The following is a 20409-nucleotide window of genomic DNA, read 5'->3' as shown; positions in this document are numbered from 1 at the left end:
AGCAGGATGCTTCTGGTGGCTGGGAGGCCCTATGAAACTTGGTGTGAACCAGATTGCCATGCTCTATTACGCCGGCGGCTTGCTCCTGATGAAGGGGATCTCCCTGCTGATGCTGCCAGTGTTGACCCATCAGCTGCTGCCTCGCGAATACGGCCAGCTGGAGGTGCTGCTGACCCTCATCAATCTGGGTTCCCTTATTTTGGGCTTCGGGCTGGTGGATGCCCTCTACCGTTTTGCCGGATTGGCGAAAGATGAGCAGGAGCGCCAGCAGGTGGTGGCCCGCATGTTTGGTCTGGTCTGGCTGATCGCCCTGGCCAGTCTGGTGCTGCTCTGGCTGCTGGCACCTCTGGTGCAAGCTTGGCTGCCGGTTGAAACCCGCCTTGCGGATGTGCGCTGGGTGCTTTGCGCCCTGCCGTTTGAAGGGGTGATCGGCGTACCACTGGCATGGCTGCGGATGCGCAATCAGGCCCGGCTCTTTTTCGTGGCGACCGCAGGAAAGGCGGTGATCCAGTCCCTGCTGACTGGCTGGTGGCTCTGGCTCGGCTGGGGCGTGAGCGGGGTGCTGGCCTCCGGCACCCTGACCTGCGTTGCACTGGCGTTGCTGCTGAGCCTCTGGCAGTGGCGAGATAGCGGGATCCGTTTTGACTGGCAGCACTATCGGCCGCTGTTGCGCTATGGATTGCCCCTGGTGGTGAGCGGGCTGGCAGGCTTTGCCCTGAGCGGACTGGATCGCTGGCTGCTGGCCGATGTGGTGGGGGAGGCGCTGCTCGCCTACTACGCGGTGGCGGGCAAGCTGGCGCTGGCAGTGGGACTTCTGCTGCAACCCTTTGCCCTCTGGTGGTATCCCCGCCGTTTCATGCTGCTGCGCGAGCCGGATGGACTGCAACTAAATGCTCACTACAGCGTGATGGGGTCGGTACTGGGGTTTGTTACCGCGGGGATTGTCGGGCTCACCGCCCCCTTGCTCATTCGCTGGCTGACCCCGGAGAGCTATCACGGGGCGATCGCCTACATTCCGCTGCTGGTGCTGGGCATGGCGGTGCGCAATGTTTCGGACTTGCTCAATGTCGGCTGCTTTAGCGGCGAGAAGAGCAATGCCCAGATGGTGATCAATCTGGGCTGCAGCGCCCTTGGGGTGGCAGGCTTTCTGCTCTCCATCCCCCCCTTCGGGGTCGCCGGGGTGATCTGGACCCTGCTGCTGGTCTATCTGGTACGGGCGCTCGCCTTTTATCTGGTGAGCCAGCGGTTGCTGCCGCTGCCGTATCGCCTCTCGACCCTCTGGGCCAGTTCCCTCGGGGCGCTGGCGATGGTCTGGCTCGGCCAATGGTGGGCAGGATCATGGCTCGTCTAACGCCGGCCATCTGGGCAAGCGCCATCTGTCTGGTGCTGGCTCTGCTCTGGTGGCGGCTGCCCCATCCCTTGCTGCTGCCGGTGCTCGGCCTTGCCATTCCCGCCATCTGGTTTGCCCTGCGCTGGCCCTTCTTGATGGTGCTGGGATTTGTCACCTTCTCTTTCTTTCGGCTGCATGAGGTGTTCCCCCAGCTCTATCCCCTCAAGATCCCGCTGCTCTTCTCGCTGGCCGCCATCGGCGCGCTGGTCTGGCACATTTTGCTGACCGGCCGGATCAAGCCCTACTGGAGTCCAGCCCTGAGCTGGCTGACGGCCTTCTTTGTGATGGTCTCCATCGGTGTGCTGTTTGCCAGCAACCGGGGCGAGGCGATCGCCACCTGGACCGGCAGCTACAGCAAGATCTATCTGATGACCCTGGCCACCGCCTGGCTGGTGCGCACCCCGGGGGATTTTGCGCTGGCGGTGCGCACCTTTGTTGTGGCGGGCTGTCTGGTGGCGCTGGTGGCCCTCTACAACAAGGCGAGCGGGATCGGGCTGGTGGAGGGCACCCGGGTGACCATAGGGCGCGAGCTGGGCTCTGTGCTGGGGGATCCCAACGATCTGGCGCTGGTGCTGCTCTTTCCTGCCGGTTTTTCGCTGAGCTTGCTGCTCAATCAGGGCAATGGGGTGGGGGGGCGTTTACTGGGTGGGCTCGGCTTTGCGCTGACTGCGGCCGCCATTATCGCCACCCAGAGCCGCGGCGGCTTGCTTGGCGTGTGTGCGGTCAGCGGCCTGTTTGCCTGGCAGCGGGTGAAGTCGAAAACCCTGTTGATCTCGCTGGGGATAGTCGCGCTGGTGGTGCTGTTTGCCGCCGCCGGGATCAGCGACCGAGCATCTGGCGGCGCCGCCGAGAGTGGGGTCGATGCCTCGGCCATGGGGCGGATCTACGCCTGGCAAGCGGCCTGGGGCATGGCGCTGGGCCATCCGCTGGTGGGGGTGGGCTTGTCCAATTTCTATTACAACTACTTCTTCTACAGCCCCCATTGGGATGGACTCAATCATGCGGTGCACTCCACCTGGTTCGGGGTGCTGGCTGAAACCGGCTTTGTCGGGCTGGCGCTGTTTATCGGCATGGTGACGGTGACCCTGCGCAGTTGCTGGCGTTGCCAGCTTGCTGGCATGCCTCCTGCAGTGATCACGGCGATGCAGGGGGTGATGGCTAGCATGGTGGGGTTTGTGATTTCGGGATCCTTCCTGACCCAGGGGTTTACCTGGCCCATCTATCTGGAGCTGGCGCTGGCCGTTGCCGCCATCAAGTACGTGCAGCAGGCGGCCACAGAGGTGAAGGCCACCGCTGAGGAGCATCAGGAGGCAACCCGGTTGCCGGCAGTGCCACCAAAGGGAGCAAGAGGATGAACGCAACCCCTGTTTTGCTGGTTCACTACGGAGAGGACTGGATCCGCGGCAGCGAACGCTGCCTGCTGGATCTGCTGGCCCACCTCGATCGCAGCCGCTTTACGCCGTTGCTCTGGTGCAATAGCCCGACGCTGGCGGCAGAGGTGGCCACCCTCGGGGTAGAAACCATGGTCGAGCCGTTCAGCCTGCTGCTGGGATGGCAGGCGCCCCGCTTTGATCTTGCTGCCCATCGGCGCCTCTCCCGGCGAGCCAGAGAGCTCATCACCGAGCGGCAGATTGGGCTGGTGCATGCCAACAGCGCGGCCCCTTGTCAGTGGCTGGTGGGGGTCTGTCGGGCGTTGCAGGTACCGCTGGTGTGCCACCTCCATGCCCGTTACCAGCCAAGAGACAGGTTCAGCCTGCGGGTCCATCAGGCAAGCGTGCTGATCGGGGTGAGCGAGCCGGTGTTGACCGGTTGGCGCCAGGATGGCTGCGCGGCCGATCGGTTGATCCGGGTACCCAACGGGGTGGATGCCGCTCGTCTGAATGGCGGTGCTCACTGGCCGGTCGTCGGCATGCTGGGCTTGCCCCCGGGGGATATGATCATCGCAACCGTCGGCTCATTGATCAAACGCAAGGGGATTGATCTGCTGATCCGCTCGCTGGCTGCCCTGATGGCATCGGGGGAGGAGGCTCAGTTGCTGATCATTGGCAGCGGTCCGGAGCGGGAAGCATTGGTGGCGTTGGCTGTCGAGCTCGGGGTGGCCGAGCGGGTCCACTTTCTCGGCGAGCGACCAGACAGTGCCGCTATCTTGCGGGGCGGGGTGGATCTGCTGGTCTCCGGCGCCCGTGAGGAGGTGTTTGGTCTGACGTTGGCGGAGGCGGGCATGTTGGGGCTTCCGGTCAGTGCCTACCGAGTGGGCGGCATCCCCGAAGTGGTGGAGGAGGGAGTGACCGGCTTGCTGGCAACCCCGGGGGATTGGGCCGAGATGGCTGATCGCTGGCGGCAATTGAGCAATCCGCAGCGCCGATGTGAAATGGGGCGGGCCGCTAAGTTGCGTGCTGCACAGTTGTTCACGGTGGCGCGCTACGTTGACGGGGTCACGGCGGTGTGGGACGCCGCGCTGGCTGGTCGTTGGCACGCCACGGCCCCCACACCCTTCCGACCACTCATGCATTGGGCGGGGCAGCGACTTCTTGCCAGAGGTCGCAATATGCTGGCGAGTGGAATGGCAAGAGCGGCGCAAAAAGTGCAACTGGGGTTTGGCCGCCGCAAGGTGCCAGAGTAAGGGAGCAGCAAGATGAGCATGCAAACTGAGCCGGTGTTTGGAAAGATCATCGTTGTGGATCCCATCCCGTTTCGCGGTGGATCCAAGGTTGCGACCGAAGTGCTGCTCGATGAGTTGGCCAAACGGATGCCCGGGCTCACATGCCATGTGTTGACCCAGGATCCCGACTCCTGGTCCCGTTGTCAGCATCATCCCTTTTGGCTGCCCCACATATTGAAGGGGCGGGAGTCCGGCATCGGTTATCTGCTCAAACAGGGGTGGCAGACCCTGCTCATCCTCTGGCTGGTGTTGCGTTTGGGGGAGGTGAAGTGCCTGGTGGCGGCGTCAGGGCCGGGGGTGGATCTCTGCTGTTACTGGGCGGCCCGCTGGTTGCGGTGCCGGGTGGTTCAGCTGATCCATGGCCCTGTGGGGTGCTCGGGGCTCTCTGCCAGGGCCTTGCAACGGGCGAATTTTGTGTTTTATCTCGAATCAACGCGCAGCTCCCTGGCGGCATTGCTGGCCCGGGTTGGCGAGACCGAGTTCCCGTCACACTGGCAGCCATTTACCAACGGCTTGAGCGAGATTGATTGGCCCAAAGCGACTCTGGGGGGGCCTCGTATTTTGTGGGCGGCCTCGTTGCTGCGCTGGAAGGGGCTGGAGACCATGCTGGCCGCCCATCAACTGATCCCTGACGCTCGCCCCGAGCTGATGGTGTGCTATCTGCAGCCCAAGGGCACGCTGCAACCCTGCAGCCAGCCCCAGCCACAACTGCCAGACACCTATTGGTATGCCAACCCCGCCAATCTTGACGAGATCCGATCTCAATGCGGCATTTTTGTCTCCACCAGTCATCAGGAACCGTTTGGTCTCTCCATTCTGGAGGCCATGGCGGCAGGATTATGCGTAGTGATCCCGGCCGATGGCGCCTGGTGGGATCGACACCTCACCGATGACGTGAATTGCCGCAAATATCAGCCAAACGATCCCGGCGATCTGGCGCGGGTGCTGGCCAGCCTCAATGCCATGCCCGACGTGGTCAAGCGACTTGGCCATCATGCCCGCCTGCATGCCATGGCCCATTACAACGCGGCGGATACCTACCAAAGCACACTGGATCAGTGGGAAGGCATGTTGCGATGGGATGCGTTGAGCCTTGCCGTGGATGGTTAGCGCGCAGTGGTTCCCCACGGGGAGGATGGGGGTGTATGAGGGACTTATGGTCAGACTGGTTGCGGGAGGCTGGGTGACTCCGCCACTCTGATGCAGTTACGGCCGGATGATTTGGCGGTGTAGAGCGCAGCATCAGCCAGTTTTACCAGTTCAGATGGCTGCCAGTGACTCGATGGTCTGAGGCAGGCAACACCCATGCTAACGGTCACCAGACCGGTGGCATTCTGTGCGTGTGGTTGTGCGAGTGCAAAAATGAGCCGCTGTATGTGTTGGGCAATCTCGTAGGCGGATTGATGTTCGACATGCGGCAACAGGATGACAAATTCCTCTCCGCCGTAGCGGGCCACCAACTCCCCTGAGCGGCGCCCGGATTGCGCCAGGGTGTGGGCCAGCAATCGAAGGCACTCGTCACCGGCAACGTGGCCATAGAGGTCGTTGAACTGCTTGAAATGATCGATGTCGAGCATGATGAGCGCAATCGGCATCTCTGTCTGAATACAGTGCTCCCAGGCCTGGTTCAATGAGTTGTCGAACAGACGACGGTTGCCGATGTTGGTGAGCCCGTCGGTATTGCTGAGCGCTTCCAGTTTCCGGTTCGCTTCCGCCAGCTCTTTGGTTCTGAGTTCGATAATCAGCTCCAGTTCATGCTGGCGCTCCTCCAGATTGGTCATCGGGTAAATCTCGTTCTCGCGAGCCAGACCGTAAGGGATGGAGATACTGCTGTGAGCAATTTTCCATTCCATGGCTTCATGCCGAAAGATCAGCACCAGTCTGGCGGTTCTGCGGGAGAGGATGGGTTCTGATTTTGGTAGATGGATATGGAAGAAGGCGGTGACAGCCACCACATCAGCGGCCAGATCTTGCAGGGCCACATCGAGTATTTCCAGGCGGATCCTGCCCGGGATCTGGGCAAAATCGCGGCGGGTTATCCGGATCCACTCATCCCTATCGGTAACCAGAACATCACTGCTGCCGGCAAAACCGCTGAAATTGTCGCTAAACCGCATGGTGAGCCGATCATCCCGTGATGAATACAGCTCGATGTACTCATCAAACAGTGAGCGGATCAACTGTTCCCGTTCAGTGGTCATTGCACTGGGTCCATGTGAAGTGGTCACGTTTTTCAAACGTTCGATTGAACTATAGTCAATTATGTCATTTTAATTGGCTATCTATCTTGATTTTTCTCGTTTTTTTGTTCAATTCCCGCACTTGGCAAGTGTCCGTAGGGCCAGCCAGAAACAAGGCTCCATGGCGTGGTTATCAGAGGCAGTCAGGGGGAGGTTTCTCTCTGCAACTGCGGCCGCTGCGGGCTGCATTTCACGAGGTGAGCAGGGCTGTCAACGAGTTCGAGTTCGATAAGGCAAGGTAGTTGCTGGAGCCACTGCTTGGCTGATGATTAACACCCTTATCGTTTGTCATGTTTATCGTCATCCCCGTTCATTTCTTTTTGCTGCAGTTGAACAAGAATAATTATCATCTATCTCGATGGAGATGGATATTTACGCTCTGGTTAATTAAGCGGGGTGACGTGAAGGTAAATAGTGTGAATGTGGGCGGTAACATCTGTAACCGGATGAGCGAATGCATCGAGAGTTAAATATGATCACTATGTTGCAGGCAGCCTTCCACCTTGCTTTTTCTCTCACCATTAATTTGAATGCAGATTCACGATGATGCGTAAACATATCCGTGAACGCGATATTTTACTCACCAGCATCCAAGACAATAAAGAGTGGGGAAGGTCATACTGATATGCATACCTCGGCGGCATCTTTTCACTAAGCGGTGTTAAACATCAGGGAGGCCAAGCGGGGTTGTGCTGTGTGGGCTAGCAGTAGAACGTGTCGCACTGAAGCGCAGGTAAAATGCAAACTGAAACCAAGCGACATGCAGGTAAATCTTGCCGTGCAGGCCGTGCAGGCCGTGCAGGCCGTGCAGGCCGTGCTTGCTACCGGTGGCAGCTGGCCGTGAGAGCGTTCTGGTGTGGGGAGGCAAGTCAGGAGGTTGTCCCGTGGATGACTGTATGAAATATGCAATGGAATGAGTAAAGATATATTCAACGGATCATTTATTGGTGGGCATCAGTATTGTGAAATGAGCGGTATAGCCAAGATTTCAATCATGTTAATTTGGCTCACAGTGAAAGAGAGGATATGCGGTGATTAATTATTTAATATCCAATTAAGTTCATAAAATTTACGGTGTTGCTAAATATCCCTTAGGGGGTAATTAATTTCGTTTGTGATGTGGCTCGCTATGAAAATAGGGGTAAGCCGGTCGAAATTGATAGAGATCAATACTGCAGGGTGGGTGAGTCCTTAGCATTTCCGCTATTAAGCATTTATCAAACAAGTGCTCACTACGGGAATAAGTAGAATGGTCGAGGATAATTTTTTATCGGCTCATGGGATTAATCGCCGTGATTTTATGAAATTGTGTGCCGGGATGGCCGCAACCCTGGGATTAAGTCAGCATGCCGTCGCCAAGATGGCCACCGCGCTCACCAGCCCCGAACGGCCGCCGGTGATCTGGATTGGGGCGCAGGAGTGCACCGGTTGTACCGAATCGCTGCTGCGCGCCACCCACCCCACCATCGAGAACCTGATCCTCAATACCATTTCGCTGGAGTACCACGAGGTACTCTCGGCGGCCTTTGGTCATCAGGCGGAAGAGAACAAGCACAACGCCATCAAGCGCTATAAAGGCAAGTATGTGCTGGTAGTGGATGGCTCCATTCCGCTGAAAGATGGTGGCGTCTACTGCATGGTGGCCGGTGAGCCTATCGTCGACCATATTCGCCGTGCTGCCGCCGACGCGGCTACGGTGATCGCCATCGGCTCCTGCGCCGCCTGGGGCGGTGTGCCTGCCAGCGGTGGCAACCCGACCGGTGCCGTCAGTCTGGAAGAGGCGCTGGGCAATATCGGTACTCCCATCATCAATATCCCGGGTTGCCCGCCCAATCCCCACAACTTCCTCACCACGGTTGCCTACTACATCACCTACGGCAAGCTGCCGGCCCTGGATAGCAAGAAGCGCCCGCTGTTTGCCTATGAGCGGCTGATCCACGAGAACTGCGAGCGTCGTCCGCACTTCGACGCAGGGCGTTTTGCCAAGGAGTTTGGTGATGAGGGTCACCGTCAGGGTTGGTGTCTCTACCATCTTGGCTGCAAAGGGCCGGAGACCTACGGCAACTGCTCGACTCTGGAGTTCTGCGATGTGGGCGGTGGTATCTGGCCGGTCGGCATCGGTCACCCCTGTTATGGCTGCAACGAGCAGGGGGTCGGTTTTAGCAAGGGGATCTTCCAGCTCGCCAAGGTCGAGAACCCGACCCCGCGGGTGGATAAACCCGATGTGAAAATTCAGGAGGGGGGCTATACCTCGCCCACCGCGACTGGCCTTATCGGTGGCGCCCTCGGGGTGCTGGTAGGGGTGAGTCTGATGACGGTGCGTGAACTCGGTCGCCAGCAGAAGCGCCACGAAGCCGGGCAGCACCCATTACGGGAGGAGTAACCGTGAACAGACGCAACTTCCTCAAATTCGCCTCCGTCGGTGCGCTGGCGGCGGGCACAGCCGTACCCGGCACCGCACTGGCGGCGGCCAAGAACAAGCCACCCATTCCCGGCGCGCTCGGCATGCTCTACGACTCTACCCTTTGCGTCGGCTGTCAGGCCTGTGTGGCGGAGTGTCAGCGCCTCAACGGCAACCCGGCCAATCCAGCCGGGGCGCAAACCTGGTCCAACAACGACAAGCTGACCCCCTACACCAACAACATCATTCAGGTGTGGAAGAGCGGCACTGGCGAGCACAAGGATCAGTTGGTGGATGGCTACGCCTACATCAAGAAGCAGTGCATGCACTGTGTCGATCCCAACTGCGTCTCTGTCTGTCCGGTGCAGGCCCTTAAAAAAGATCCCAAGACCGGCATCGTTCACTACGACCCGAGCGTCTGCACCGGCTGTCGTTACTGCATGGTGGGCTGCCCGTTCGATGTGCCCAAATATGACTACGACAATCCGCTGGGGGCGATCCACAAGTGCGAGCTCTGCAACCAGAAGGGGCTTGAGCGGATCGATCAGGGCAAGTTGCCCGGCTGTGTCGAGGTGTGCCCCACCGGCGCCGTCATCTTCGGTACCCGCGAGGAGCTGATGGCTGAAGCCAAGCGCCGCCTGCTGGCGACCCCTGGCAGTGAATATGCCTACCCGCGCCAGACCCTCTCTGCCAACGACCCTTACCTGCACGAGGTGCCCAACTACCAGCCTTACGTCTATGGCGAGAAGGAGGGGGGCGGCACCCAGGTGCTGGTGCTGGCCGGGGTGCCCTATACCAAGCTCGACATGCCCGACTTGCCGGAGCTCTCCTCCGGTGCCCGCTCCGAGCATATCCAGCACACCCTCTACAAGGGGATGGTGCTGCCCATGGTGGTGCTGACCGGCCTTTCGGTGCTCATTCGCCGCAACACCAAGAATGGTCACGATCACCATCACGATGATGGTCATGATCAGGGGAGTGCGCAGATCAAGGATCAGGGCACCACAAAGGGAGGCAAGGATCATGAGTAACCACAAGGCGTATCCCCTCGGCGGCAAGCTGGTCAGCTGGCCTGTGCTGGTGCTGGCCCCCTTTGCCGTGCTGTGCGGCATGTTGATCTTGAAACGCCTCGTCTTCGGGCTGGGCTCGGTCACCGATCTGAATGGCGGTTATCCCTGGGGACTCTGGATCTCGTTCGATCTCTTGATCGGTACCGGTTTCGCCTGTGGTGGCTGGGCGCTGGCCTGGGCGGTCTATGTGTTCAACCGGGGCGAGTATCACCCTCTGGTGCGACCGGCCCTGTTGGCAAGCCTGTTCGGCTACTCGCTCGGTGGTCTCTCCATCACCATCGACGTGGGGCGTTACTGGAACCTGCCGTACTTCTACCTGCCCGGTCACTTCAACACCTCCTCAGTGTTGTTCGAGACGGCGGTCTGCATGACCATCTATATCGGGGTGATGGCGTTGGAGTTTGCGCCCGTGCTGCTGGAGAAGTTCGGCTGGAAGGCGTCACTCATTCGCCTCAACAAGATCATGTTCTTCGTGCTGGCGCTGGGGGCTTTGTTGCCTACCATGCACCAGTCCTCGATGGGCTCGTTGATGATCGTGGCGGGGGAGAAGATCCATCCGCTCTGGCAAAGCTACGAGCTGCTGCCGGTCTTTTCGCTGCTGACCGCCTTCATCATGGGTTTTTCCATCGTGGTATTTGAGGGCTCTTTGGTGCAGGCGGGATTGGCGGGGCGGGGCCCCAACGAGAAGTCGCTCTTCTACAAGCTGACCCAGGTGATCGACATATTCCTGATCCTGTTTGTGGCGCTGCGCTTTGCCGAGATCGTCATCCACGACAAGTCGGAGTACCTCTCCGAGTTCAATCGCTACTCCATCATGTTCTGGAGCGAGATTGCGCTGATGATCTTCCCGCTGCTGGTGTTCCACTGGGACAAGAGCCGCCGGGATTCGCGCATGTTGTTCCTGGGGGCCCTCAGCATGCTGCTGGGCGCCGCCCTCTGGCGGCTGGATTACTCCCTGCTCGCCTTCAACCCCGGCAATAGCTACCACTACTTCCCCTCTGCGGAGGAGGTGCTGATCTCTCTGGGCTTTGTTGCCATCGAGGTGTGTGCCTATTTGCTGTTGATCCGGCTCTTGCCGGTACTGCCATCACTTGAACGTGTTCACCAAGATTATCAGGCCCGAGGGAAAGCCAACGTATGAGCCAACGTATCACCATAGACCCCATCACCCGCATTGAGGGGCACCTGCGTATCGACTGCGAAATCGAAGGCGGTAAAGTGACCAAAGCCTGGTCGTCCGGCACCATGTGGCGCGGGATGGAGGAGATCGTCAAGGGCAACGACCCGCGCGATGCCTGGATGATAGTGCAGCGGATCTGCGGGGTGTGCACCTCCATTCACGCCATCGCCTCGGTGCGAGCGGTGGAGAACGCCATCGGTGCCAAGGTGCCGGTCAACGCCCAGTTTATCCGCAACCTCATCATCGCGGCCCACAACATCCACGATCACATCGTCCACTTCTACCAGCTCTCCGCGCTGGACTGGGTGGATATCACCGCGGCCCTTGAGGCCAATCCGCAAAAAGCGGCGGACATGCTCAAGGGGGTATCGACCTGGTCTCTCAACAGTGCCGATGAACTGACCAAGGTGCAGGATAAAATCCGCGCCCTGGTGGCGAGCGGCCAGCTCGGCATCTTTGCCAACGGCTACTGGGGTCACAAGGAGATGAAGCTGAGCCCGGAGGTAAACCTCATCGCCGTGGCCCACTACCTGCAGGCACTGGAGTGCCAGCGCGATGCCAACCGCATTGTCGCCATTCTGGGGGGCAAGAGCCCGCACATCCAGAATCTGGCGGTGGGCGGCGTGGCCAACCCCATCAATCTGGATGCGCCGAGCGTGCTCAACCTGGAGCGGCTGCTCTACGTGAAGAGCTTTATCGACCGGCTCGGCGAGTTTATCGAGCAGGTTTACAAGGTAGATGCCGCCATCATAGCCGCGCACTACCCCGAGTGGCTGAGTCTGGGGCAGGGTGCCAAACACTACCTGAGCGTGCCGGAGCTCCCTACCGACGCCAACGGTGGCAGCTTCCTGATGCCGGGCGGCTATATCGAGAATGGCAATCTGGCGGGATATCGCCCCATCGAGAGCCATCAGGATGGCTGGCTGATGGACGGCATCGCCGAGAGCAACAAGCACGCCTGGTACAAGGATGACGAGCCTCTCAAGCCGTGGGAGGGCAAGACCGAGCCGAACTACACCGGCTGGCAGGATGACGGCAAATACTCCTGGGTCAAATCCCCCACCTTCTACGGCAAGGTGGTGGAGGTGGGGCCGCTCGCAGACCTCTTGGTCAAGCTTGCCGCCAAACACCCGGAGACGGTAGCGCACTTCGATCAGCTGAACGGCATCTACAAGGCGCTCACCGGCTCGGCCATCAAGACTGAGCAGCTGCACTCCACCATGGGCCGCATCATCGGCCGTGCGGTGCGCTGCTGTGTGCTCAAAGAGACCCTGTCCCATCAGTGGAAGGCGCTGGTGGACAACATCGGCAAGGGGGATACCACCGCCTATATCAAGGCCGAGATCCCGGCAACAAGGAGTTTCGCGGGGTGGGCTTTGAAGAGGCGCCGCGCGGCATGCTCTCCCACTGGATCGTCATCAAGGGCGGCAAGATCGAGAACTATCAGGCGGTGGTGCCATCGACCTGGAACTCGGGCCCGCGCAACTTCAATGATGAGCCCGGCCCCTACGAGCAGGCACTAGTGGGCACCCCGGTGGCGGATCCCGCCAAACCGCTGGAAGTGGTGCGCACCATCCACTCGTTCGACCCCTGCATGTCCTGTGCTGTGCATGTGGTGGATACCCAGAATGGCGAAACAACTCAGGTGAAGGTGTTGTGATGAACATCCTGATCCTGGGCGTCGGCAACCTGCTCTTGAGCGATGAGGCGGTGGGGGTTCGCATCGTCGAGGCGCTGGGGCGCAACTACCGTTTCGCCCCCGGCATCGAGCTGCTCGACGGCGGTACCGCTGGTATGGAGCTGCTCGAAGCGATGGCCAGTCGCGATCACATCATTCTGGCGGATGCGGTGCGCAGCGGTAATCCGCCGGGCACCGTCGTGACCCTGAAGGATGAGGAGATCCCGACCCTGTTTGGCCGCAAGATATCCCCCCATCAGCTGGGACTGGCGGATGTGCTCTCGGCGCTGCACATGACGGGGGAGTCGCCCAAGCGGCTCACTCTGATCGGCATTGAGCCTGAATCCCTCGAACCCCGCATCGGCCTCACCCCAGTGGTGGCAGCCGCCATGGGGGAGGCGACGGATCGGATTTTGACCCTGCTCGCTGCCGTTGGTGCGCCCGCCATTGCGCTCTCTGAGCAGGAGAAAGCTGAACAAGCGCGGGAGGGCCTATGGCGCAGTCCCATTTAAGCGAGGCTGAGAGAGTGCTGGAGAGAGTACCGGAGACGGCACAGGAGTTTGCCGGTTTTGCCATCAATCCAGCACCCTTGCTGGTAGCCCAGTACGAGCGGATCGCTCGCGAAGAGATGCAGGCGTTGCCCTTCTATCACGCCACCATGCCCATAGTGGCAGAGTGCGTGCTGTTTGAAGGTCAGTGGCTTGGCTGTGTGCTCACCCCCTGGATGCTGAGCGTGGTGGTGCTGCCGGGGCCGGATCAGCTTTGGCCGGTGCGCAGTAGCAGCGATCGGCTCGCCCTGCAGCTCCCCTGCGGCAACATGACCTTTATGGTGGGGGCATTGTCCGAGACGGGGCAGTTGCTGGCCTGCTCGCTCATGTCCCCCATCGACCCGCATCTGGGGGCCGACGAGGGGCGTGCACTGGTGAGCAGCACCCTCAAGATGCTGCTCTCCTTGCCGGTACAACAAGGGGCTGGCGGCGTGGATCTGGGTCGCAGACGGCTATTCGGTGCCCGGCGCGGTCAACCGGCATAGTCGCTAGGTTTCACGCGAAATCAAGTTTAGAATAGGGGGCCATTTTGGCCCCTCACTCTCATGTTCAGACACGCATTCCGCCTCTTTTTTGAGTGATGATCCGTGAGTGGTACAAAACAAGAAGGATCCCCATGACTGTTTCTCGCAATTCCCTTCGCCATTACGCCAGATCCAGCGCTACCGCCCTGTTGACCCTGCTGCTGGGCACTGCCTCTCACACGGCGCTGGCCGCTGCTCAACCTGTGCCTGCCGAGCTCAAGCTCGCCATCGGAGCCGAACCCACCGAAGGGTTTGACCCTCTGCTTGGCTGGAGCCACGGCAGCTACCTGCTGCTGCACAGCCCGCTGCTCAAGCAGAACGCCGATCTCAGCTGGCAGAATGTGCTCACCCAGGCGGTGACCCCGAACAAGGATGGCAAGGAGTGGCTCATTACCCTCAAGCCTGACCTGAAATTCTCCAACGGCGCGCCGCTCACCGCCGAGGATGTGGCCTTTACCTACAACAGCGCGGCCAAGGGTGGCGGCAAGATCGACATGGGCAACTTTGTCTCGGCCAAGGTGCTCTCGCCCACCGAGGTTGCCATCACTCTTAGCGCCCCCCAGAGCACCTTCGTCAATGTGCTGGGATCCTTGGGGATAGTGTCGAAGCGGGATTACGACGCAAAAGCGTACGCCCAAAAGCCGGTCGGTGCTGGCCCTTACCGGCTGGTGAGCTTCCTGCCCGGTCAACAGCTGGTGGTGGAGGCGAACCCCTATTACGCTGGCGGCAACAATGACTTCAAACGGCTGGTCTTTGTCTTTATCGACGAAGAGAGCGCCTATGCCGCGGCCCAGAGCAGCCAGCTCGATGTGGTGCGCATTGCCCCGTCACTGGCGCCCACCGTGCCTGCCTCCCTCAAGCTCTGGGTGCGGCCGAGCGTGGAGAACCGCGGCATCGTCTTCCCCATTCCTGCTGCTGGTAAAAAAGATGCCAAGGGTTATCCCATCGGCAACGACGTGACCTCGGATGTGGCGGTGCGCCGCGCCATCAACTACGCCATCGACCGCAAGCTACTGGCCGACCAGCTGCTGGAAGGGCACGCCATCCCCGCCTACAGCGCGGTAGAAGGCTTGCCCTGGCTGAACAAAGCCACCGCCTTCAAGGATGGCGATGCTGCTCACGCCAATGCCCTGCTCGACGAGGCCGGTTGGAAGATGGGCAGTGACGGCATTCGCCACAAGGGCGACCTGCGCGCCGCCTTTACCCTCTGGTACACCAGTGGCGACAGCACCCGCCGGGATTTGGCGGAAGCGGTGCGGGCCATGCTCAAACCCATCGGCCTTGAAGTGAGCCTCAAGTCTGGCAGCTGGGAACAGGTGGAGCGCGAAATGCACGCCAACCCGGTACTGATGGGGTGGGGGAGTCTGGATCCCATGGAGCTCTATCACCACTACCAGAGCGGCTCCGGTGGCGTGGAGTTCTACAACCCGGGCTACTACAGCAACCCTGTGGTGGATGGCCACCTCAAGCAGGCGCTGGATGCTCCAAACTGGCAGGCTGCCGTGCCGTTCTGGCAGCAGGTGGAGTGGGATGGCAAGACCGGCGCCGGAGTGCAGGGAGATGCCGCCTGGGCCTGGCTGCTCAATGTGCAGCACACCTATCTCGCCAACCGTTGCATCGATCTTGGCAAGGGGGCGCCGGAAATCCACGGTAGCTGGTCCCTGCTCAACAACCTGCAGGATTGGCGGTGGACGTGCCGGTAAGTTCGCCCTTGAGTCATTCAGGTTATCTGTTGCTAAAAGCCCTGCTGCGTCTGGCAGGGCTGTTATGTCTGGTCTCGGTCGCCACCTTTGTGCTGCTGAGCTACTCCCCCATCGACCCCATCAAGGCCTATATCGGCAACGACCTGCTCCATGTGCCGCCAGAGCAGTACGCCCGCATCGCCGCTCGCTGGGGGCTGGATCAGCCGCTCTGGCTGCGTTACTGGCACTGGTTTACCCAGGTGCTGCGGGGGGATCTCGGTTACTCCATGCTTTATAACGCACCGGTGGGTGAGGTCATAGGCCAGCGCTTTGCTGCCTCCTTCCTGCTGCTGGCGGGCGCCTGGCTGCTGTCCGGCTTTTTCGGGATTTTGCTGGGCCTCTGCGCCGGTCGCTATCTCAACCGCTGGCCCGATCGCCTTATTTGCCGTTTTGCCTACCTGCTCGCCTCCTTGCCCACCTTCTGGGTCGGCCTGTTGCTGCTCGCCCTGTTTGCGGTGCATTGGCCGCTACTGCCGGTCTGCTGCGCCTGGACGCCGGGGCTCGCTGCCGATGAGGCGGATTGGCTGATGCGGTTGCGTCATCTGCTGCTGCCGGTCACCACGCTCGCCCTGCTCGGGCTGGGCAATATTGCCCTGCATACCCGGGCGCGAGTGGCCGAGGTGCTGGAGAGCGACTTTATCCGCTACGCCCGCGCTCAGGGGGATGGCGGCTGGCCGATGCTGCGTTTTCACGTGCTGCGCCACGCCCTGACCCCGGCGCTCTGCCTGCAGTTTGCCTCGCTCGGTGAACTGATTGGCGGATCGCTCTTGGCCGAAAAGGTCTTCTCCTACCCGGGGCTCGGCCAGGCCACCGTGGATGCGGGGCTCAGGGGCGATATCCCCTTGCTGATGGGAATCGTGCTCTTCTGCACCCTGCTGGTCTTTATTGGCAACACGGTGGCCAGTTTGCTGCTGGCGCGCATCAATCGGGGTTGGGAGGGTGAGCATGTTGTTTAATCCGCTTCCCTCCATACTGCGGCTGGTTTTTGCCCTGCTCGGATTGGCGCTGCTGGCCACTTACGGCTGGAGCCTCTCTCATCAGGATGTGCCGATGGATCTGCTGGCGCGCCAGCAAGCCCCCTCGCTGACCCACTGGTTCGGCACCGATCAGATGGGGCGGGATCTCTGGTTGCGGGCCTTTCAGGGCACCCTCACCAGTCTGGAGCTCGGTATCAGCACGGCACTCTGCAGTGGCCTGCTGGCCATGGTGGCGGCAAGCGTCTCGCTCATTCACCCCAGATGCGATGTGGCGGTGCGGCTGCTTATCGATGCCATGCTGGCGTTGCCCCATATGCTGCTGCTGATCCTGATCTGCTTTACCGTGGGGGGCGGCATGCGCGGGGTGATCCTGGCGGTGGCGCTGACCCACTGGCCCAAGCTCGCGCTGATCCTCTGCGCAGAAGCGCGGCGGATCGCCTGCAGCGACTATGTGGTGCTGGCCCGCTGTCAGGGGATGGGGGCGCTGCGTCGCTGGCGTACCCACCTGCTGCCGGGGCTGTTACCCCAGTGGTTTATCGGCACCTTGTTGATGTTTCCCCATGCGGTGCTGCACAGCGCCGCGCTGAGCTTTCTCGGCTTTGGGCTGGCGGCCCACGAGGCCTCGCTGGGCCTGCTGCTGGCCGATGCCTTGCGTTATCTGGCCGGTGGCGGTTGGTGGCTGGCCCTCTTCCCCGGCCTGATGTTGCTGCTGCTGGTGTTGCTGTTTGATCAGGCTACCCGCGCCCTGCAACAGCTGTTGTGGCACAGGAGTGAACCATGCTGAGTTTTGATCATGTGACCATAGAGGCGGCCCACTACTCCTGGCTGGGGCGGCGCAGCTGGCAGCCTTTGCTGACCGATATCAGCCTGCAACTGGCGCCAGGGGAGATAGTGGCGCTGGTGGGGGGAGCGGCGAGGGCAAGAGCCTGTTGCTGCAAAGCGCCCTGACATTGCTGCCGGACAATCTGCGGATGCGCGGCAGCATCTCCCTCGATGGCACACCTCTGTGCGATGCCAGCCGCGCCCGTCTGCGCGGTCACACCCTCTGCTATGTGCCACAGGGAGTAAGCGCCCTCAATCCATTGCTGACGGTGGAGCGCCAGCTGGGGCGTGCGGCACGTCTCTGCGGCCAGAGCGGTTCTCGCGAGCGGCTCGGCGAGCAACTGCTGCGCTACCAGCTGCCCGCGACCACCCTGGACAGATTCCCGCGCCAGCTCTCCGGCGGCATGGCCAAGCGCATTCTGGCCTGCACCGCGGCGCTCGGCGGTGCCCGCTACATTCTGGCAGACGAGATCACCGCCTGGCTCGACGAGGAGCTGGCCTGTCTGCTGCTCGGTCAGTTGCGTGAATTGGCCAATCAGGGCAGCGGTATCCTCTGGGTCACCCACGATCTGGCGCTGGCGGCCCGGTTTGCTGATCGCATAGTGGCGCTGCATCAGGGGCAGGTGAGCGATACCTTGAGCTGCCACCATCTGCGCCAGGGGCAGGGGAGCGAGATGCTCAGAGCCCACTGGCAGGCGCTGCCCGAGTTCAATGCGCTCTTCTCTGTGCCGGAGGTTTCCTGATGTTTGAAGTACGGGATCTCACTATCGCTCAGGGGGAACGCCCCCTCTGGCAGGGTTTATCGCTGACGGTGAAAGCGGGCGAGCGGCTCGGTATCTCTGCGCCGAGTGGCCATGGCAAGACCACGCTGGGACGGGTATTGGCAGGTTGGCAACCGGTTGGGGCCGGCGGGCTGCTCCTGCTTGATGGGCAGCCGGTGCCTGAACAGGTAAAAGGTTATAACCCCATCCAGCTGGTGCCCCAGCACCCGGAACTCACCTTCAATCCCTATCGCACCACCGGGCAGGCGCTGTGGGATGTGTGGCGTCCCGATGAGGCCATGCTGATCCGCTTTATGGTCAAGCCTGAATGGCTTGGTCGTAAACCCGGTCAGCTCTCCGGTGGCGAGCTGGCCCGCATCGCGCTGCTGCGCGCCCTCGATCCCCGCACTCGACTGCTGATTGCCGACGAGGTGACCGCCCAGCTGGATCCGCAAATCCAGCGCCAGCTCTGGCGGGAGTTGATGGTTGAGTGCGAGCAGCGCGGGCTTGGCATGCTTGTCTTCAGTCACCAGCAGGCACTGCTGCGCCAGATCTGCCATCGGGTGTTGCGTTTTGGTGAGGCGCAGCCTGCGCCTGTTGTGCTGGCTGAAAGCGCGGCCTGATAGTTAGTTCCCCCTCATCCCCAACCCTTCTCCCGCGAGGGGAGAAGGGAGCAGAAGGAGCCATCTCCCTAGGCTCGTGGTTTGGAAAACAGGGCTGGTTGTTATGCTCGCAGACCCTCTCAGGGGGGCGAATATTTCGAGCATATTGCCAGCATCCACGCATAGGTTTCCCTTTCTCTGTTGAGACAGAAGAGAAGAATACGACATCCACGAACCGGTTCCCTCTCCCTGGGGAGAGGGCTAGGGTGAGGGGGCGTGAGTAACCTTATGCAATGCAGATAAAAGAGAGGGAGGCATCAGCCTCCCTCTTTTGCTATCCGCCGTTGGCAACGGCGTTTAACCGGTTTACCACTCAGGCACTGGCCAGCCAATTAAGCCAGGCATCCATTCCTTCGCCTGTGGTGGCGCTGACCTGGATCACCTGGATATAGGGGTTGACCCGTTTGGCGTTCTCGATGCAGCGGGCCACGTCAAAGCTGACATGGGGCAACAGATCAATCTTGTTGATCACCATCAGCTGGGCGGCGGCGAACATGTCCGGGTACTTGAGGGGCTTCTCTTCCCCCTCGGTGACGGAGAGGATCGCGACCTTGTACTTCTCGCCGAGATCGAAGCTGGCGGGGCAGACCAGATTGCCCACGTTCTCGATAAAGAGGATGCCCCCTTCATTGGCGGGCAGTTGGTGGCAGGCATCGTGGACCATTTTGGCATCCAGATGGCAGCCCTTGCCGGTGTTGATCTGCACGGCAGGCACGCCGGTGGCGCGAATGCGATCCGCATCGGCGCTGGTCTGCTGATCCCCTTCGATCACCGCGCAGGGGCGTTTGTCGGCCAGTTGGCGCAAGGTTTCGCACAGCAGGGTGGTCTTGCCTGAACCCGGGCTCGACACCAGATTGAGTACCAGCTGGGCCGCTTCGTCGAAGTGTTCGCGGTTGTGGGCGGCCAGTGCGTTGTTCTTGGCCAGCACATCCATCTCGATGGCGATCAACTGGCGCTGCCCCATGCCAGGCACCGACAATCCTGCTTCCCCCTTGCCGTAGTGCAGATCACCCTGCTGATGGTCATGGTCATGGTCATGGTCATGGTCATGGTCATGGTCATGGTCATGAGAGTGGGCATGTTCATGATGATGGTCATGAGGGTGATCGTGATGGTGCTCATGACCCTCTGTTCCCACTGGCGCCCGTACCCCGTGGTAGTGGTGATGGACATCTCCCTGATGGTGATAGTGGTGGTGAATGATCAGGGTGCGTTGCGCGCTCTGCTCGTGGTCATGGTGATGATGGGCGTCATGAGCATGATGATGGTCGTGCTGGTGGCCATGCTCATGAGCGTGTTCATGGTCATGATCGTGGTGGTGGTGGGCATGGTCGTGATCATCTTTATGGCCGGCGATCCGCGCCTGGCCGCATCCGCATACGCTACACATATCAACTTACCTCGATGTCGGTAATGCGCAGGCTATCACCCTGCGCGACTCGTAATTTGTATCCGCCACACTCGGGACAGGCCTGCCCGCGCTCGGTGAGGGTGACCGTCTGGTTGCAGTCGTAACACCAGGCCTCTGCCGCCTGGTGCTGAAAGTGCAGCTGGGCCCCTTCGACGGCGGTGCCCTTGGCGGCGGCCTCGAAACAGAAGGCAATGGTGTCGGGGTCGACGCAGGAGAAGCTGCCGACCTCGAGCCAGAGGGCGGTCACCTTGTTAAAGCCTCGCTGGGTGGCCTGTTCGGCCGCCAGATCGATGGCGGCCATGGCCAGAGACATTTCGTGCATGGTGGCTCCTTAACCGATA

Annotated in this window: 19 protein-coding genes and 1 pseudogene; 17 read left to right on the top strand and 3 right to left on the bottom strand. The window is 60.8% G+C overall.

Annotated elements, in window-relative coordinates:
• Positions 1 to 31: 31 nt before the first annotated feature.
• Genes ACTG2U_RS03625 through ACTG2U_RS03610 form a run of 4 tightly spaced genes read left to right on the top strand, consistent with a single transcriptional unit; the run spans position 32 to position 5162 of the window.
• On the top strand, positions 32 to 1351 hold the full coding sequence (locus ACTG2U_RS03625; protein ID WP_439974050.1) for a lipopolysaccharide biosynthesis protein: 1320 nt from the start codon (positions 32 to 34) through the stop codon (positions 1349 to 1351).
• Complete coding sequence (locus tag ACTG2U_RS03620) at positions 1339 to 2745, top strand: O-antigen ligase family protein (protein WP_439974049.1); 1407 nt, start codon at positions 1339 to 1341, stop codon at positions 2743 to 2745. The genes ACTG2U_RS03625 and ACTG2U_RS03620 overlap by 13 nt, the downstream gene beginning before the upstream one ends.
• A complete protein-coding gene (locus ACTG2U_RS03615; RefSeq protein WP_439974048.1) occupies positions 2742 to 4013 on the top strand; it encodes a glycosyltransferase family 4 protein in 1272 nt (423 codons plus the stop codon). The genes ACTG2U_RS03620 and ACTG2U_RS03615 overlap by 4 nt, the downstream gene beginning before the upstream one ends.
• A 12-nt stretch (positions 4014 to 4025) precedes the next feature.
• Positions 4026 to 5162: a glycosyltransferase family 4 protein gene (locus tag ACTG2U_RS03610; RefSeq protein WP_439974047.1), complete on the top strand. Its 1137-nt coding sequence runs from the start codon at positions 4026 to 4028 to the stop codon at positions 5160 to 5162.
• Between the two features lie 50 nt (positions 5163 to 5212).
• Here the strand turns inward: ACTG2U_RS03610 and ACTG2U_RS03605 are convergent, their stop codons facing one another.
• The gene (locus tag ACTG2U_RS03605; RefSeq protein ID WP_439974046.1) at positions 5213 to 6232 is read right to left on the bottom strand and encodes a diguanylate cyclase domain-containing protein; all 1020 of its coding nucleotides are present in this window, start codon (positions 6230 to 6232) and stop codon (positions 5213 to 5215) included.
• A 1309-nt stretch (positions 6233 to 7541) separates the two neighbouring features.
• On the opposite strand from ACTG2U_RS03605, the gene hybO reads away from it, so the two are divergent.
• From hybO to ACTG2U_RS03545, 12 genes and pseudogenes are all read left to right on the top strand, one after another.
• Positions 7542 to 8675 carry a hydrogenase 2 small subunit gene (gene hybO, locus ACTG2U_RS03600; protein WP_439974045.1) on the top strand — a complete coding sequence of 378 codons (1134 nt, stop codon included), beginning with the start codon at positions 7542 to 7544 and terminating at the stop codon, positions 8673 to 8675.
• A gap of 2 nt (positions 8676 to 8677) precedes the next feature.
• Positions 8678 to 9724 carry a hydrogenase 2 operon protein HybA gene (gene hybA / locus ACTG2U_RS03595; RefSeq protein ID WP_115522337.1) on the top strand — a complete coding sequence of 349 codons (1047 nt, stop codon included), beginning with the start codon at positions 8678 to 8680 and terminating at the stop codon, positions 9722 to 9724.
• Complete coding sequence (hybB, locus tag ACTG2U_RS03590) at positions 9717 to 10904, top strand: Ni/Fe-hydrogenase cytochrome b subunit (protein WP_439974044.1); 1188 nt, start codon at positions 9717 to 9719, stop codon at positions 10902 to 10904. Before hybA ends, hybB begins: the two co-directional genes overlap by 8 nt.
• A complete protein-coding gene (locus tag ACTG2U_RS03585; protein ID WP_439974043.1) occupies positions 10901 to 12466 on the top strand; it encodes a nickel-dependent hydrogenase large subunit in 1566 nt (521 codons plus the stop codon). Before hybB ends, ACTG2U_RS03585 begins: the two co-directional genes overlap by 4 nt.
• The gene (locus ACTG2U_RS03580; RefSeq protein WP_439975103.1) at positions 12355 to 12603 is read left to right on the top strand and encodes a nickel-dependent hydrogenase large subunit; all 249 of its coding nucleotides are present in this window, start codon (positions 12355 to 12357) and stop codon (positions 12601 to 12603) included. The genes ACTG2U_RS03585 and ACTG2U_RS03580 overlap by 112 nt, the downstream gene beginning before the upstream one ends.
• The gene (locus tag ACTG2U_RS03575) at positions 12603 to 13133 is read left to right on the top strand and encodes a HyaD/HybD family hydrogenase maturation endopeptidase (protein WP_236358588.1); all 531 of its coding nucleotides are present in this window, start codon (positions 12603 to 12605) and stop codon (positions 13131 to 13133) included. Before ACTG2U_RS03580 ends, ACTG2U_RS03575 begins: the two co-directional genes overlap by 1 nt.
• Positions 13115 to 13654, top strand: coding sequence for a hydrogenase-2 assembly chaperone (gene hybE / locus ACTG2U_RS03570; protein ID WP_429012052.1), 540 nt, complete (start codon positions 13115 to 13117; stop codon positions 13652 to 13654). Before ACTG2U_RS03575 ends, hybE begins: the two co-directional genes overlap by 19 nt.
• Before the next feature lie 131 nt (positions 13655 to 13785).
• Positions 13786 to 15396 (top strand): ABC transporter substrate-binding protein, encoded by a 1611-nt coding sequence (locus ACTG2U_RS03565; RefSeq protein ID WP_429012055.1) that lies wholly within the window; start codon positions 13786 to 13788, stop codon positions 15394 to 15396.
• Positions 15381 to 16391: an ABC transporter permease gene (locus ACTG2U_RS03560; protein ID WP_194496174.1), complete on the top strand. Its 1011-nt coding sequence runs from the start codon at positions 15381 to 15383 to the stop codon at positions 16389 to 16391. Before ACTG2U_RS03565 ends, ACTG2U_RS03560 begins: the two co-directional genes overlap by 16 nt.
• The gene (locus ACTG2U_RS03555; protein WP_439974042.1) at positions 16381 to 17196 is read left to right on the top strand and encodes an ABC transporter permease; all 816 of its coding nucleotides are present in this window, start codon (positions 16381 to 16383) and stop codon (positions 17194 to 17196) included. Before ACTG2U_RS03560 ends, ACTG2U_RS03555 begins: the two co-directional genes overlap by 11 nt.
• A pseudogene (locus tag ACTG2U_RS03550) lies at positions 17190 to 17977 on the top strand (ATP-binding cassette domain-containing protein). The gene ACTG2U_RS03555 and the pseudogene ACTG2U_RS03550 overlap by 7 nt, the downstream one beginning before the upstream one ends.
• On the top strand, positions 17977 to 18618 hold the full coding sequence (locus ACTG2U_RS03545) for an ATP-binding cassette domain-containing protein (protein WP_439974041.1): 642 nt from the start codon (positions 17977 to 17979) through the stop codon (positions 18616 to 18618). The pseudogene ACTG2U_RS03550 and the gene ACTG2U_RS03545 overlap by 1 nt, the downstream one beginning before the upstream one ends.
• 352 nt (positions 18619 to 18970) lie before the next feature.
• Here the strand turns inward: ACTG2U_RS03545 and hypB are convergent, their stop codons facing one another.
• On the bottom strand, positions 18971 to 19795 hold the full coding sequence (gene hypB / locus ACTG2U_RS03540) for a hydrogenase nickel incorporation protein HypB (RefSeq protein ID WP_439974040.1): 825 nt from the start codon (positions 19793 to 19795) through the stop codon (positions 18971 to 18973).
• On the opposite strand from hypB, the gene ACTG2U_RS03535 reads away from it, so the two are divergent.
• Entirely contained in the window at positions 19676 to 20071 is a 396-nt protein-coding gene (locus tag ACTG2U_RS03535) for a hypothetical protein (protein ID WP_439974039.1), read from the top strand. The two genes, hypB and ACTG2U_RS03535, sit on opposite strands and share 120 nt — an antisense overlap.
• Here ACTG2U_RS03535 and hypA read toward each other — a convergent pair.
• The gene (gene hypA / locus ACTG2U_RS03530) at positions 20049 to 20390 is read right to left on the bottom strand and encodes a hydrogenase maturation nickel metallochaperone HypA (RefSeq protein WP_005301911.1); all 342 of its coding nucleotides are present in this window, start codon (positions 20388 to 20390) and stop codon (positions 20049 to 20051) included. The two genes, ACTG2U_RS03535 and hypA, sit on opposite strands and share 23 nt — an antisense overlap.
• Positions 20391 to 20409 lie beyond the last annotated feature (19 nt).

The sequence above is a fragment of the Aeromonas sp. 95A genome (genome assembly GCF_051919235.1).
GTDB classification, from domain to species: domain Bacteria; phylum Pseudomonadota; class Gammaproteobacteria; order Enterobacterales; family Aeromonadaceae; genus Aeromonas; species Aeromonas veronii.
The sequence above is the reverse complement of the archived record's forward strand: the minus strand, read 5'-3'. Positions and strand labels throughout refer to the sequence as shown.

Excerpts from the sequence above, each read along its gene's own strand:
- ACTG2U_RS03545 (WP_439974041.1), top strand. The coding sequence starts at position 17,977 with ATGTTTGAAGTACGGGATCTCACTATCGCTCAGGGGGAACGCCCCCTC.
- ACTG2U_RS03585 (WP_439974043.1), top strand. The coding sequence starts at position 10,901 with ATGAGCCAACGTATCACCATAGACCCCATCACCCGCATTGAGGGGCAC.
- ACTG2U_RS03535 (WP_439974039.1), top strand. The coding sequence starts at position 19,676 with ATGGTCATGGTCATGGTCATGGTCATGGTCATGGTCATGGTCATGGTC.
- hypA (WP_005301911.1), bottom strand. The coding sequence starts at position 20,390 with ATGCACGAAATGTCTCTGGCCATGGCCGCCATCGATCTGGCGGCCGAA.
- hybE (WP_429012052.1), top strand. The coding sequence starts at position 13,115 with ATGGCGCAGTCCCATTTAAGCGAGGCTGAGAGAGTGCTGGAGAGAGTA.
- ACTG2U_RS03565 (WP_429012055.1), top strand. The coding sequence starts at position 13,786 with ATGACTGTTTCTCGCAATTCCCTTCGCCATTACGCCAGATCCAGCGCT.
- ACTG2U_RS03625 (WP_439974050.1), top strand. The coding sequence starts at position 32 with ATGAAACTTGGTGTGAACCAGATTGCCATGCTCTATTACGCCGGCGGC.
- hybB (WP_439974044.1), top strand. The coding sequence starts at position 9,717 with ATGAGTAACCACAAGGCGTATCCCCTCGGCGGCAAGCTGGTCAGCTGG.
- ACTG2U_RS03615 (WP_439974048.1), top strand. The coding sequence starts at position 2,742 with ATGAACGCAACCCCTGTTTTGCTGGTTCACTACGGAGAGGACTGGATC.
- hybO (WP_439974045.1), top strand. The coding sequence starts at position 7,542 with ATGGTCGAGGATAATTTTTTATCGGCTCATGGGATTAATCGCCGTGAT.
- ACTG2U_RS03620 (WP_439974049.1), top strand. The coding sequence starts at position 1,339 with ATGGCTCGTCTAACGCCGGCCATCTGGGCAAGCGCCATCTGTCTGGTG.
- ACTG2U_RS03555 (WP_439974042.1), top strand. The coding sequence starts at position 16,381 with ATGTTGTTTAATCCGCTTCCCTCCATACTGCGGCTGGTTTTTGCCCTG.
- ACTG2U_RS03610 (WP_439974047.1), top strand. The coding sequence starts at position 4,026 with ATGAGCATGCAAACTGAGCCGGTGTTTGGAAAGATCATCGTTGTGGAT.
- ACTG2U_RS03575 (WP_236358588.1), top strand. The coding sequence starts at position 12,603 with ATGAACATCCTGATCCTGGGCGTCGGCAACCTGCTCTTGAGCGATGAG.